Raw genomic sequence first — 13,810 nt, 5'->3', positions numbered from 1 at the left:
CCTGGAGGATGAACATGAGTGCGCCCCCGTCTCTGGATGACAAGTACGTCCAGCACACTGGAAAAGTTTTGCTCACCGGGATTCAGGCGCTGGTGCGTCTGCCGCTGATGCAGCGCCAACGCGATCTGGCCAATGGCTTGAATACCGCCGGTTTTATTTCCGGGTACCGTGGCTCGCCGCTGGGTGGTTTCGACCAGGCATTGTGGAAGGCGCGCGACTACCTCAAGGAACACCACACGGTGTTCCACCCAGGCATGAACGAAGACCTCGCTGCTACCTCAATCTGGGGTACGCAACAGGTCAATCTCTTCGAAGGCGCCACCTACGATGGCGTGTTTGGCATGTGGTACGGCAAGGGTCCGGGCGTCGATCGCTGCGGCGATGTGTTCCGCCACGCCAACGCCGCCGGCACCTCGAAATTTGGCGGCGTGCTGGCCATTGCCGGCGACGACCATGGCGCACGCTCCTCCTCGCTACCGCACCAGACCGAACACATTTTCAAAGCGGTGATGATGCCGGTGCTGGCGCCATCGGGGGTGCAGGAATACCTCGACTACGGCATGCATGGCTGGGCCATGTCGCGCTATTCCGGCTGCTGGGTCGCCCTCAAAGCGGTGGCCGATACCGTAGAGAGCGCGGCCGTCGTCGACATCGACATTCATCGCGTACAACCGATCATTCCCGATATCCCGCTGCCCGAAGGTGGCTTGAATATCCGTTGGCCGGACCCGCCCCTGGCACAGGAACAGCGCCTGCTGGAACACAAGCTATATGCTGCCCTCGCCTATGCACGGGCCAACCGCCTCGACCGTGTCGTGATGGACTCAGCGAAAGCGCGCATCGGCATCATCACGTCAGGCAAATCGTACCTCGACGTTTGCCAGGCACTGAAAATCCTCGGCATCGACGAAACACTCGCCCAGCAGATTGGCCTGCGGGTCTACAAGGTCGGCATGGTTTGGCCGCTGGAGGCTGAAGGCGTCCGGCAGTTCGCCGAGGGCCTGGAAGAAATCGTGGTGGTGGAAGAAAAACGCCACATGATCGAGTACCAGTTGAAGGAAGAACTCTACAACTGGCGCGAGGATGTGCGCCCGCGCATCGTCGGCAAGTTTGACGACAAGGGTGAGTGGAGCCTGCCGCACACGGGTTGGTTGCTACCCGCCATCAACGACCTGACCCCGGCTATGATCGCCCGGGCGCTGGCCAAACGCATTTTGCGCCTGCATCAAAGTGGCCCGCTGCAAGTGCGCCTGGCGGTGCTGGATGCGCAATTGGCGAGCAAAGACCAGTTCAGTAACCTGATGGAACGCGTGCCCCACTACTGTTCCGGTTGCCCGCACAACACCTCGACCAAAGTCCCGCAGGGCAGTCGCGCATTGGCCGGCATCGGCTGCCATTACATGGCCGCCTGGATCTACCCGCAGACCCAGACGTTCAGTCAGATGGGGGGCGAAGGCGTGGCGTGGATCGGCCAGGCACCGTTTACCACTACTCAACATGTGTTCGCCAACCTCGGTGACGGAACCTATTTCCACTCCGGCATTCTCGCGATTCGGGCTGCCATCGCGGCCAAGGTGCAGATCACCTACAAGATTCTCTACAACGACGCCGTGGCCATGACCGGCGGCCAACCAGTGGACGGCAGCCTCAGCGTGGCGCAAATCAGCCGGCAACTCGTTGCAGAAGGCGTGCAGCGTGTGGTGGTGGTCAGCGAAGATGTCGAGAAGTATCAGCACATCCATGATCTGGCAGACGGCGTGCCGGTGCTGCGTCGCGACCAGATGGACGAAGTGCAGGAACAGCTGCGCCAGTTCCAGGGCGTATCCGCAATCATCTATGACCAGACCTGCGCTGCGGAAAAGCGTCGGCGTCGCAAGCGCGGCAAGTTTCCGGATCCGGCACGCCGTGTCGTAATCAATGAAGCAGTGTGTGAAGGCTGTGGCGATTGCAGCAGCAAATCCAACTGTATGTCGGTGGTGGCGGTGGAAACCGAGTTCGGCCGCAAGCGTGAAATCGACCAGTCCTCTTGCAACAAAGACTTCACGTGTCTCAACGGTTTTTGCCCGAGTTTTGTCACGGTCGAAGGTGGCACCTTGCGCAAACCCAAGGCCTTGGCGGCCGCGAAGGATGACGTGTGGGATTTGCCGACGCCCGCGACCGTCGCGCTGGATGAGCCTTACAGCATCCTGATCACTGGCGTGGGCGGTACGGGCGTGGTGACCATCGGTGCCCTGCTGGGGATGGCGGCGTTCATCGAAGGTAAAGGCACGCTCAATCTGGACATGGCCGGCATGGCGCAAAAAGGCGGCGCGGTGTGGTCGCACATCCGCATCGCCGCGCACCAGGAACAATTGTTTGCACCGCGGATTGCCGAGGGTGAAGCGGGCTTGCTGCTGGGTTGCGACCTGGTGGTCAGTGCCAACACCGAAACCTTGTCCAAGCTGCGTCACGGCGTCACCCATGCCGTGGTCAACAGCGAGGAAAGCATTACCAGCGCTTTTGTGCGCACCTTCGCCCAGCAAGCGGAAAGTGGTGATTTGCTCAAACACCCGGACCCGAAATTCCAGACCCAGAGCATGTCGGCACAAATTGTCGAAGCAGTGGGCTCCGACCAGGCGGACTTTGTCGACGCCAGCAAAATTGCCACGGCGTTGTTGGGTGATTCGATAGCCACGAACACCTTCATGCTCGGCTATGCCTACCAGAAAGGCTGGTTGCCGGTGGGTAAAGCGGCGCTGCTACAGGCCATCGAACTGAACGGCACCGCGGTGCCCTTCAACCTCTCGGCCTTTGACTGGGGCCGGTGCAGCGCCCATGACTTGCCACGGGTTTTACGCAAACTGGAAGCCGGCAAGGTGCAAAGCCCGGACCGCTTACTGTCGCAAAGCCTGGAAGAAACGCTGGCACGGCGCATGGAGTTTCTCACTGCGTACCAGAACTACGCCTATGCCCAACGCTACCGGTTTCGTGTCGAGCAATTCATCAAGGCGGAAACCGCACTGTTCGGACAACCCGGCAAGCTGTCGGCGAGTGTCGCCCGATATTACTTCAAAGTGCTGGCGATCAAGGATGAATACGAAGTGGCGCGCCTGTTTACCGATGGACAATTCCTGGAAAAAATCCAGGCCGGCTTCGAGGGCGACTACCGCCTGCGCTTCCACCTGGCACCACCGCTGCTGAACGATAACGGCTCCGGTCGCGAACCGAAAAAACGCAGCTTCGGCCCGTGGATGCTGCAAGGCTTCAAGCTGCTGGCCAGGCTCAAGTTCCTGCGTAATACCTGGCTTGATCCGTTCGGTCGTACCCATGAACGCAAGGTGGAACGCAACTGGCTGGCCAGTTACGAACGCGTCCTCGATGAATTACTCACTGGCTTGACGGCCGACAAGCTGAGCCTTGCTCAGGAGTTGGCGGAGTTGCCAGACAGCGTTCGCGGTTATGGTCCGGTGAAAGAGCGTTTCCTCGGCCACGCCGAAAAGCGCCAGGCGCAATTGCTTGAGCAATGGCGTAATGGTCCGAGTGTCACGTTTCACGATGCCAGCCAGGTCACCGGCAAAATCGCCATCACTCAACTGTAAATATCCCGGCCCTGGGCCAGGTGCCAGGACCCGGGTTGCATGCGATGCCGCCCGGGAAGTTGGCTAAAACAATAAGGTCGACCCATGAACGAAGAGCTGGCCAGAAACTACCGGGAGATTCTTCACGGAGTGGGCGAAGATCCAGAGCGAGAAGGCTTGCTGGACACGCCAAAACGCGCGGCGAAAGCCATGCAGTACCTGTGTCATGGCTATCAGCAAAGCCTCGAACAGATCGTCAACGGCGCGTTGTTTGAATCGGACAACGATGAGATGGTCATCGTCCGTGACATCGAACTGTACTCACTCTGCGAACACCACCTCCTGCCGTTTATTGGCAAGGCCCATGTCGCCTATATTCCCACTGGTAAGGTGCTGGGGCTGTCGAAAGTGGCCCGCATTGTCGATATGTTCGCTCGCCGTTTGCAGATTCAGGAAAACCTGACACGGCAGATTGCCGACGCGATTTCCCTAGTGACCGATGCCGCCGGAGTGGCGGTAGTGATCGAGGCAAAACACATGTGCATGATGATGCGCGGTGTGGAGAAGCAGAACTCGGTGATGAGCACCTCGGTAATGCTCGGCGCGTTCCGCGAGTCGTACAACACCCGCCAGGAGTTTTTGCAGTTGATCCGCGGTCGCTAGGAGAGGCGCCAGGCGCCCCACCTTCAACTCAACTGAGCATCAGCATGCCGCCATCAATCATCAACGTTTGCCCGGTGACAAATCGCGAACCGTCTCCGGCAAGAAATACCAGCACAGGCGCCAGATCCCGGGCCGGTTCACCCAGCTGTCCGCCGATGGGCACTTGCCTTGTCATGTAGGCATCGTGCTGCTGCAATTGCTCGGTGCTCATGCTCGCGCGAGTCGCCTCGTACATCGGCGTCCACATCGCCGGGGCGATAGCGTTGACGGTAATGCCCAAGGGGCCCCATTCCCGCGCCACCGTGCGCGTCCACGCCAGCACCGCCCCCTTGCTGGCCGCGTAATGGGCTTTGCCGGGCTGTCCGATGACGCCTGCCGCAGAGGCGAAGTTGATGATCCGCCCACCGCTGCCCTTCAGCAGCTCATAGGCCGCGCGGTTGGTCAGGAATGTGCCACGGGTATTCACCGCAAAGACTTTTTCCCACTCGTCCAGCGTGATGCTGTCGGCACTGGCATTCGGCGCGATACCCGCAGCATGTACCAGCACATCCAGACCATTGAGCCGTTCGTTGGCCCAGGCGAAAGCGGCATCCACGGATTGGCTGTCAGCGATATCGCAGACTCGTGTATGCGCCCACCCGCCACCGTCCCCCGTCATCAAGGCGGCTTCGCCCAGGTCGAGGCTGACGACATAGGCTCCCTCCTCCACAAATGCTTTGACCACTGCCGCGCCGATACCCCTGGCGCCTCCCGTGACGATGATTCGTTTACCGGCCAGTTGCATGGGCTTTCCCTCTGGTTATCAGGCGGTTTGATCGATGCGCTGCAACGCCGTAGCGAATAGATGCAACGCTGAGGCGTGGTGTTTTTCACCCGTGACCATCGAGGCTTTACCCGCACACGCACGGGCGTAACTGACTTCGAGAAAGATGCCGAGTTTGAAACCCGCCAACACCAGGTACCAGGTGAAGTCCGCCAACGAGCGCGAGCTGCCGGCGTGGTAATGGGCGACCAGTTCGTCGCTGCTGCAAAAGCCGTCCCAGGGATGCACTTCGATGGTGCCGGCACCACGACCGTCGGCACAGGGCCAGGTGACCACCAGCCAGGCAAGGTCGAGCAACGGATCACCGATGGTCGCCAGCTCCCAATCGACGACCGCGGCCAACTCCCCGCAGTCATGCCGGAACATGACGTTGGACAGGTGAAAGTCGCCATGTTGAATACCGGCCTCAAACTGCTGCGGGCAATGATCGCTCAGCCAATTGGCCAAACGTGCAAGTCCCGGCAGGCTGCTCGCCCCCGGCCAACCGGGGTAGTCTTTGACGCTGTCCAAGTGTGCCAGCCAGCGTGAGACCTGACGCTGATGAAAACCGTCCGGGCGGCCAAAGTCCGCCAGCCCCACCGCCTGGTAGTCAATGTCGCCCAGACGCAATAGCGCATCCACCATGGCAAAGCCCATGCGCCTGCGCAGCGCCGGCCGTTCAGCATGGGGTGCTGGCAATCCTGCGGCGCTATTGGGGTTGAAGCCCTGCACTGGTTCCATTAAATAAAAACTGGAGCCCAGAACGGCCTGGTCAGTACAGTCGGCGATCAAACCGGCATGGGGCACTTGCGATCCGGCCAATACCTTGAGCAGGCGCGCTTCACGGACGATGGTTTTACCGCCGACTTCGCGCAGTTCCAGGGAAGGCCGGCGCAACACGAATTCACGCACGCCTCGCCGAAAGCGCAGCAGCAGATTCTGCGTGCCGCCGGCTAAACGTACCGCAGCCTTGATCGGGCCACTTTCCAGGTCTTGGGTGTCCATCCAGTCGGCCAGGCGCTCGAGGTCGACCAGATCCTGCCAATCGTTCATACGTCGCGCTCGCCGAGACTGGCCAGCACGCCGGCGTATTTTTCCCGGGCGCGGGCCGCGGCGGTGGGCCGATGGTAATCGGGGAACAACTCGTCGCAGGGCTGATAGTCGCGCAGCAGCTGTTTGGCCACCGTGACTTTGTGCACTTCGGTGGGCCCGTCGGCCAGCCCCATCTGGAAGGAGCGGACGATGTACCCGGTAAACGGCATTTCTTCGCATACCCCTAACGAGCCATGTACATGCAGGGCGCGCGCGGCGATGTCATGCAACACCTTGGGCATGGCGGCTTTCACCGCAGCGATGTCCTTGCGCACCCGCTTGTAGTCCTGATACTGATCGATGCGCCACGCCGTACGCATCACCAGCAAGCGAAACTGCTCCAGTTCGATCCACGAATCGGCAATTTTTTCCTGGACCATCTGCTTGTCCGCCAGGCGGCTGCCCTGGGTACTACGCGACAGGGATCGTTCACAGAGTGCATCAAGGGCTTTTTGCGCCTGGCCGATCACCCGCATGGCATGGTGCACGCGGCCACCACCGAGCCGCACCTGAGCCACGACAAATGCCTGGCCGGGCGCACCGAGCATGTCGCCCGCAGGCACTCGCACCTTGTCGAATGACAGGTAAGCATGGGTGGCGGCGGGGTCATCGGCGATACCGACGTTACGGATAATGCTCACCCCGGGCGCGTCAGCGGCGACGATGAACATCGACATGCCTTCATACACCGATACGCTTTTATCAGTGACCGCCATCACGATATAGAACGCTGCGTAGCGGGCATTGGAGGCGAACCATTTTTCGCCGTTCAGCAGCCAGTCATCGCCATCGCGCACCGCTTCGGTGGTGAACACGGCAGGATCCGCGCCACCTTGCGGCTCGGTCATGGCGAAGCAGGACACGATATCGCCATCGAGCAACGGTTGCAGGTAGCGCTGCTTCTGCGCCGGGGTGCCGTAATGGGCGAGGATTTCCCCGTTGCCTGAATCGGGGGCCTGGCAGCCAAACACAATCGGGCCGAACAGCGAGCGGCCGAGAATTTCATTGATCAATGCCAGGCGCACCTGGCCATACCCTGCCCCGCCCAGTTCCGGGCCCAGGTGACACGCCCACAACTTGCGAGCCTTCACCTGCGCTTGCAGCGGTTTGACCAGTTGCTTGAACAACGGATCGTGGATATTCCACGGGCTGCCCAGCACATGATCGAGGGGCTCGACTTCCTCCCGTACAAACTGCTCGATCCAATCCAGTTCCGCCTGTATCTCGGGGTCGGTCTGAAAGTCCCAGGCCATGGTGTGTCTCCTAGCAAATAGCGATCAGGCCAGCAGCATGCCGCCGTCGACCAACAGGGTTTGGCCGAGCACATAGCTGGCCAGCGGCGAGGCAAGGAACAGGGCCACGTTGGCCATGTCCTGGGGCGTGCCCAAGCGCCCTTGAGGAATGGCGCGCAATGCGCCTTCGAGGCGCTTGGGGTTGCTGGTGGTCACCCGCGTCAGCTTGGTTTCCACCAAACCGGGGGCAATGCCATTCACCCGGATGCCGTCACGTGCCCAGGCTTCGGCCAGGGTGCGAGTCAGTCCGAAAGCACCGGTTTTCGAGGCGTTGTAGGCCGGGTTGCCACGCGTGGAGTGGAAGGCGGCAGCGGAGCTGACAGTGATCATCGAACCCTTGGCCTGCATCAGCAGTGGGTGAAATTTCTGCGCGCACACCATCAGGCTGGTGAGGTTGACGTCGAGTACTCGCTTGAAACCCTCGGTGAGAAATTCCTGACGGTCGTAGAGCACCGTGCCTTGTGCCTGCACCAACACATCCAGGCGGGTGAATGGCACACAGACCCCTTCGATCAATGCCGCATCCGCGACGTCTACCTGGGCGTAATGCAGGCCTTCAAGATTAGAGTCAGGTGAGTCGTTATAGGCCGCCGCCGAGGCACGCGTACCCCAGACATGCACCTCGGCACCGCGCTGGCGAAAGTTCTGCGCAATGCCATTGCCGATGCCACTGGACCCGCCAACTACCAGCACGGTTTTACCGCTGAAATCCAACTCGTACATGGGTATTCCTTGTGCTTGTCGAAAAATCCTGTCGGGCAATAGGCCCACCGTTACAGCGCCACCAGGCCAACCGAGGCCAATCGTTCGAGCTCGCTGCCGGTAAAGCCGAGGCCTTCCAGAACTTGCCGGGTATGTTGGCCGAGGGCGGGTGGCGGACGCTGCAGCGATAACGGCAAGTTGCCGAAGTCCCAGAACGCGCCGATCTGTTGCAGGTCACCGTAAACAGCATGTGAGTAATGAGCGTGCAGACCCGCTTCGGCGTGTTCGGGGCTGTCGAGAAAGGCATCCATCTGCGCTTCCAGCACTGCCTGTGCAGGAACCTGCGCTGCGACCAATGAGGCGAGCGCCGCTTGCCGGGTCTGATCGGCAAACCAGGTTTCGGGCTGATCATCCACCAGCCTCTCGAAACGTTGCACCTCATCCGGTTGCAGCGCTGCCACCACCAGCCAGGAATCGCTACACCGATACAAACGATGGGCATCACTCAGACCGGTCTGTTGCGCGTCCAAATGATCGATTGGTGTGAGGCTGCCGTCTTCCAGCACCACCGCTTCGCTCATCGACAGCATCGTGGCGCCCAGCAATGACGAGCTGACCATTTGTCCGACGCCACTGCGGTTGCGCTCATACAACCCCAGGAGCAAGGCGTAGAGCGAGGACAGACCGGCAAAAAAATCACCCACGCCGAAGCGCAGCCACATGGGCGCCTGGCCCTCACCGCCCTGCTCGACTTCCCAGCCGCAAGAGGCCTGCATCAGTTGGTCAAAGCCCGGCCAATCCGTGCGCGGTCCGGTCGGTCCGTAGGCACTGACATGGCAATACACCAGCTGCGGGTTGAGCGCTTTGAGGCTCTCGTAGTCGACCTTGAGCTTGCGTGCGGCGGGAAGCCGCATGTTGTGGTGTACCACATCGGCCCAACGTGCCAACGCCTCTACGGCGGGCTCGGTCTGCCGATCGCCCAACTGCAACGCGACGCCCAATTTGCCACGCTGGGTACCGCTGAAAATCCGCTCCAGGCGGCGCATGGCATCGCCCTTGGGCGCCTCGATTTTAATGACTTCTGCCCCCAGGTCCGCCAGCAACATGCAGGCAAACGGCCCGGCCAGATAGGCGCCCAGATCCAGTACTTTCAGACCGTGCAGCGGAGGCAAGGGCGCCGGACTCGACCTGGGCAGTTGCGAAGGGATCACAGCATCGGCGCCAGACAGTCCGGCGTTCCCCTCACCTGCCAGAGGTGCGCTACCGCCAACTCGTGCGGGTGGCTGCACCTGCCAGGCAGGGCCTGGTTGCAGTGTTTTGCCCAACTGCACATCGTCGACTTCAACCACATAGCCATTCAGGCGTGCTTGTTCGTCGAAGTAGATATCGCCAAATGGAGCGGCAATTTGCGCAGCAACGTCGTGCTGCCAGAAATGCTCGACCCATTCCTGTGCCGACCGTGTGGCAATGATCGCCTTGTTGGCGCCGAAGTTTGGCGCCACATGGCTCGATGGCCACAGCGCGTTCAAGCGAGCCACTTCGGTTTCGCCGAACTCACTGAGTGCCGCGGCCATCCAAGGGGATTTGTCCGGCGAATAATGCACATGCAACCAGCGGCCATCAGCGCACTGGTGCAATGGAATTGGAATGTGTTTATCCAGACCTTTGGCAAAGGCCGGGGTCGGTGTTTGTGCGCGGTTCCAATGCATGGTCATTGGCACCAAGGCTGCCTGAGCCAAACTCGTATGAGCGATGCCGCCGCAGCCGTCACGGTCGCGCGCCAGTAACCGCGCCATCACCCCGACCACACACAGCCAGCTGGCCAGCCAATTGGCAAATGGCATGCGTACGAACACCGGGCCGGGGCGATGCGCCGGCTGTTCGTCCAACAGGCCCAGGCGCGCCAGGATAAGCGTTTCCCGGGGAATGGAATTCGCCAGTGCATGCCGATGGGGCCAGCCGCTGATCGCTGAGATAACCAATCGAGGGAAGTCTGCAGTGAGCTGCGCGTCTGCCAGACCATGGGCCTGCGCTACCGCGGGGGTGAAGTCATGCAGCAGCACATCGGCGCTGGCTAGCAACGAGTTCAGTTGCTGGCGATCTGCGGCATTTTCCAGGCAGAGGATGACACTTCGTTTGCCACGGTTAAGCACAGCAAACAGCGCCTGTTTCTCTCTGGCACGGTTGGCGGGTGGCTCGATCATCACCACTTCGGCACCCGCTTCGCAAAGATGCATGCCAGCGGCAGATCCGGCAATGCCGGAACACAGACTGATGACGCGAATTCCTTCGAGGATTGCCTGGCTCATTCAGCACCTGTCTTCTTCTGCGCTTAGCGTTTTGCAGCAGAGCTGCAGAACGAATCCATGGCGTTACCCTAAGCGATCGGCGATAAATTCCATAGATAGATTAGTATTCCGAATATAGAATCATAAGCATGAATATGAACAATAAATAACAATTCGTCTAAATATCACTAAAAGCCGATTAAGGGCGTTGCGATGATCCTGCGCATGGACCACTTCACCATCGTCTCCGACCAACTGGAGGCGACACGAAATTTCTATGTTGGAGTACTCGGGTTGGTGGAGGGGCCACGCCCGCCCTTCCCGGTTCCCGGATTCTGGCTGTACACCCAGGAACAACCAGTTCTGCATGTGGTGGGCGTATCACAAATGCCGGAGCCGCGACGTGGCGTGCTTGACCATATGGCGTTTCATGCCCAGGGCTTGCAGAGGATGTGGAAACACCTGAGTGAGCACGGCGTGCGATTCAAAGTGATCCGTGCGCCCGGCGCCGAGCGCACGTGGCAGCTGTTCATCCAGGACCCCAATGGGGTTGAAGTGGAGTTGGATTTCGACGCCAGCGAAGTGCCGCCCGCCGACTGGAAAGAACGCCGGGGTGGCTAAATCAATCCGGCATAGCTGCCGCCGTCGATCTGCAAATTTTGCCCGGTGATATAGCCGGCTTGCGCCGAACAGAGAAATGCGCAGGCCGCTGCCAGTTCGCTCGGCTGGCCAAATCGTCGTGCGGCTATCGGCTTGAGCATTTCCACCCGTGCTTGCTCAAAACTGAGCTGGCGAAGTTCCGCCAGTTGCTCGGTCATAAAGCGCAGACGGTCCGTCTCAATGCGCTCCGGCAGCAGATTGTTGATCGTCACATTGTCCCGCACCACCTCGACCGACAGAGCTTTGCAAAAAGCGGTCAGCCCCGCACGCGCCGCCGTGGACAAACCCAATGGCAACCGGGGCGACTTAACCATCGCCGAGGTGATATTGACGATACGGCCGAAACCTCGCGCACGCATACCAACGACCACCGCCTGAATCAGCAGGATACCCGAGAGCATGTTGGCCTCAATGGCCGCCAGCCAGGCAGCATGATCCCAATCCTCCGGACGACCCGGCTCTGGCCCGCCGTTGTTGGTCACCAGAATATCCATCACCGGACAGGCAGCCAGCAGCGCCTGTCGCCCGGCGGCGGTGGACAGGTCGGCCACCACGGTGCGCGGCAGCCGGCCGGTGCTGCGCAAGATGTCCTGCGCAGTGTGTTCCAGGCTCTCGGCATCGCGGCCGTTGATCAGCACCTCACAGCCCTCCTGCGCCAATGCCAGCGCACAGGCTTTGCCAAGTCCCCGAGAGGATGCGCACACCAGAGCAATACGTCCGCCAATACCCAGATCCATTGCAGCACTCCTCGTACATTGGTGTCAGTCGTTCATGCCGAGCAAGGCCGTGATGTCGCGCCCGGGTTCAGCATCGCCGCCGTAGGTGAATTGGCCAGCGCGCTGGCGTTCGGCCAACTGCTCCATCTGGTAGCGATAACGGGTACCCGGCGTATCGAAGCGCGAGTGCAGGTCGCGACGTGGGTCGACCTCGAAATAACGTTGGTTCTGCGGGCGCACCACCGAGTTGTCCTGGGGCTGGATGATGTAGTTGATGCGCGGCATCACATAACGAAAAGGTGCGGGTGCAGCGGTGGTGTTGAAGGTGACGTCACACCGCGAGCGATGCTTGCCCACCGGCAGGAAGGGTTGCAGGTTGGGCACGTCGTAACCGGGGCGAAAGCGCGGATAGGAGATGCATACGTTGCTGCGTAGATGAATGTGCAGCACGGCGCGAAAATCCTGATACCTGGCGCGCACGCCGCCGACCCAGCGCATGATCGGCGCCACTGACTTTTGCGCCACGGTACGGGTGCGAGTCACGGTCTCGGAGGTCCATTGCACTTCCACCACGTCCGACTCGCTTACACCGTCGCCAATGGTATTGGCATGCAGGAAATCGGCATGGGTCAGATCAATCAGGTTTTCCACCGACAGCGCCGAGGTCGCATCAAACCGCACGGTTCGCTGGGTGTAACCGGGAAGACTGCCATCCTGGGGAAGAAACGGAATATGCGGGAGCAACTGCATGTCGGCAGCGTCCGGATTACCGTACCAGACCCAGATGTACCCGTAGCGCTCAACCAGCGGATAAAAGCCCCGTCCCCCGGTAAACGCTGTGAGTGTCAGCTCTTTATGGGGGAAATGCGGGTGAAACTCGGCCGCCACCGCACGCCCGTTGTCGCGCCACAGGTAATAGGGCTGAGCATGAATGATCCGGCGAATGGGCCGGTTACCCAGGTCGCGGCTATGGGACACCGGGAACCAGGTGTCACGCAGGTCGTAGTTGATTGGCGTCCAGTCACCCCGAACTTTGCCAGGGATCGTATCGGTGGAGGAAGGCACGGCATGCATGGTGGGAGCTCCTGTGCTCAGACGACTGCGCTGACGGGAATCAGGGTCGGTTGGCGCAACTCACGCAGTTCGCGGGATGAGGTTTGCAACAAGGCCGCGACGGCTGTGCCGTCGATCCGGCTGTTCACCTGGAACGGCGCCTGTTTGCGCAGGCGGGCCAGACGCCAACGCAGGGGTGCCCTGAGGTGTACGTGCTCATGCACAAAACCACGCCAGCACAAACTGGTTGTGCCACGACGGTTGGCACCGGTGGCGATCATCAGCGTCACCAGCGGCAATTCATCTTCGCTCAGCAAATCCACTCGAACAGTACCGCCGTTAAAGGGGACCGCGGTGCGCACGATCAAGGGGTAATCCACCACAAACTGCGAAGGCAGGATCTGTGTGGTCCATACCGCACCTCGCTCCAGAACCACCCGCCCCTGCTCGCTGCGCAGATCGCCAAGGAAAAAATCGGTGAGGCGCACATGGGCAAACCCGAGCAAGCATTCCGGGCCGTCGAGCATCGCGTCCAGGTACTGGTCGTGACTCATGTTGACGATGGTGGAACCGGTAAATTCGCGTCCGCCCGGTTGGTAGTCGCTGCTGGGCAATTGCCCTTGCGGTGCCCCTTCACCCAACCACACATGGACAAAACCATTCGCCTCGCTGACCGCAAAGGCACGCGCGGCATAACGTGCAGGCACACGCTCATCGGTATGCAGGTTGGGGATCTGCGTACAGCCACCACTGGCGCCATCAAAGGTCCAGCCGTGATAACCGCACTGCAGACCGGACTCGACGACTCGCCCCAAAGCCAGCGGCACCCGCCGATGTGGGCAACGGTCTTCCAGGGCAAAGGCCTGGCCGGCTGCGTTTCGGAACAGGACCAGTTCCTCGCCGGCAAAGGCCACGGCCAATGGCACTTGATCTTTCACGGCCTCGCAAAGCGCCATGGCCCACCAGCCAGGGGTCATCATCGGGC

11 protein-coding genes are annotated in these 13,810 nt (G+C 60.6%); 3 read left to right on the top strand and 8 right to left on the bottom strand.

Annotation, left to right across the window (positions count from 1 at the left end; all coding sequences use genetic code 11):
• The first annotated feature begins 14 nt into the window (after positions 1-14).
• Together ORL50_RS20355 and folE are read left to right on the top strand one after the other, a co-directional pair.
• Positions 15-3,578 carry an indolepyruvate ferredoxin oxidoreductase family protein gene (locus tag ORL50_RS20355; protein WP_126588870.1) on the top strand — a complete coding sequence of 1,188 codons (3,564 nt, stop codon included), beginning with the start codon at positions 15-17 and terminating at the stop codon, positions 3,576-3,578.
• Between the two features lie 84 nt (positions 3,579-3,662).
• Positions 3,663-4,220, top strand: a complete 558-nt coding sequence (folE, locus tag ORL50_RS20350; RefSeq protein ID WP_057005034.1) for a GTP cyclohydrolase I FolE — start codon at positions 3,663-3,665, stop codon at positions 4,218-4,220.
• 28 nt (positions 4,221-4,248) lie between these two features.
• Here folE and ORL50_RS20345 read toward each other — a convergent pair whose 3' ends face one another.
• From ORL50_RS20345 to ORL50_RS20325, 5 genes are read right to left on the bottom strand one after another with little or no spacing between them, the layout of a single operon-like run.
• On the bottom strand, positions 4,249-5,004 hold the full coding sequence (locus ORL50_RS20345) for an SDR family NAD(P)-dependent oxidoreductase (protein ID WP_126588869.1): 756 nt from the start codon (positions 5,002-5,004) through the stop codon (positions 4,249-4,251).
• A gap of 18 nt (positions 5,005-5,022) precedes the next feature.
• Positions 5,023-6,075 carry a phosphotransferase family protein gene (locus ORL50_RS20340; RefSeq protein ID WP_126588868.1) on the bottom strand — a complete coding sequence of 351 codons (1,053 nt, stop codon included), beginning with the start codon at positions 6,073-6,075 and terminating at the stop codon, positions 5,023-5,025.
• The gene (locus tag ORL50_RS20335) at positions 6,072-7,367 is read right to left on the bottom strand and encodes an acyl-CoA dehydrogenase family protein (RefSeq protein ID WP_057005031.1); all 1,296 of its coding nucleotides are present in this window, start codon (positions 7,365-7,367) and stop codon (positions 6,072-6,074) included. Before ORL50_RS20335 ends, ORL50_RS20340 begins: the two co-directional genes overlap by 4 nt.
• 24 nt (positions 7,368-7,391) lie before the next feature.
• Complete coding sequence (locus ORL50_RS20330; RefSeq protein ID WP_126588867.1) at positions 7,392-8,129, bottom strand: SDR family NAD(P)-dependent oxidoreductase; 738 nt, start codon at positions 8,127-8,129, stop codon at positions 7,392-7,394.
• Positions 8,130-8,179: 50 nt separating this feature from the next.
• Entirely contained in the window at positions 8,180-10,417 is a 2,238-nt protein-coding gene (locus tag ORL50_RS20325) for a CoA transferase (protein ID WP_057005029.1), read from the bottom strand.
• A gap of 192 nt (positions 10,418-10,609) precedes the next feature.
• On the opposite strand from ORL50_RS20325, the gene ORL50_RS20320 reads away from it, so the two are divergent.
• The gene (locus tag ORL50_RS20320; protein WP_057005028.1) at positions 10,610-11,017 is read left to right on the top strand and encodes a VOC family protein; all 408 of its coding nucleotides are present in this window, start codon (positions 10,610-10,612) and stop codon (positions 11,015-11,017) included.
• On the opposite strand, the gene ORL50_RS20315 is transcribed toward ORL50_RS20320, so the two are convergent.
• The 3 genes from ORL50_RS20315 to ORL50_RS20305 are packed head-to-tail and all read right to left on the bottom strand — an operon-like array spanning position 11,014 to position 13,805.
• On the bottom strand, positions 11,014-11,793 hold the full coding sequence (locus ORL50_RS20315) for an SDR family oxidoreductase (protein ID WP_057005027.1): 780 nt from the start codon (positions 11,791-11,793) through the stop codon (positions 11,014-11,016). The two genes, ORL50_RS20320 and ORL50_RS20315, sit on opposite strands and share 4 nt — an antisense overlap.
• A gap of 24 nt (positions 11,794-11,817) precedes the next feature.
• Entirely contained in the window at positions 11,818-12,846 is a 1,029-nt protein-coding gene (locus ORL50_RS20310; RefSeq protein WP_194690352.1) for an aromatic ring-hydroxylating oxygenase subunit alpha, read from the bottom strand.
• Between the two features lie 17 nt (positions 12,847-12,863).
• Positions 12,864-13,805, bottom strand: coding sequence for a Rieske 2Fe-2S domain-containing protein (locus ORL50_RS20305; RefSeq protein WP_126588865.1), 942 nt, complete (start codon positions 13,803-13,805; stop codon positions 12,864-12,866).
• Positions 13,806-13,810 lie beyond the last annotated feature (5 nt).

It is taken from the genome of Pseudomonas sp. RIT-562 (assembly GCF_026241895.1).
GTDB lineage: Bacteria > Pseudomonadota > Gammaproteobacteria > Pseudomonadales > Pseudomonadaceae > Aquipseudomonas > Aquipseudomonas mandelii_F.
The sequence above is the reverse complement of the archived record's forward strand: the minus strand, read 5'-3'. Positions and strand labels throughout refer to the sequence as shown.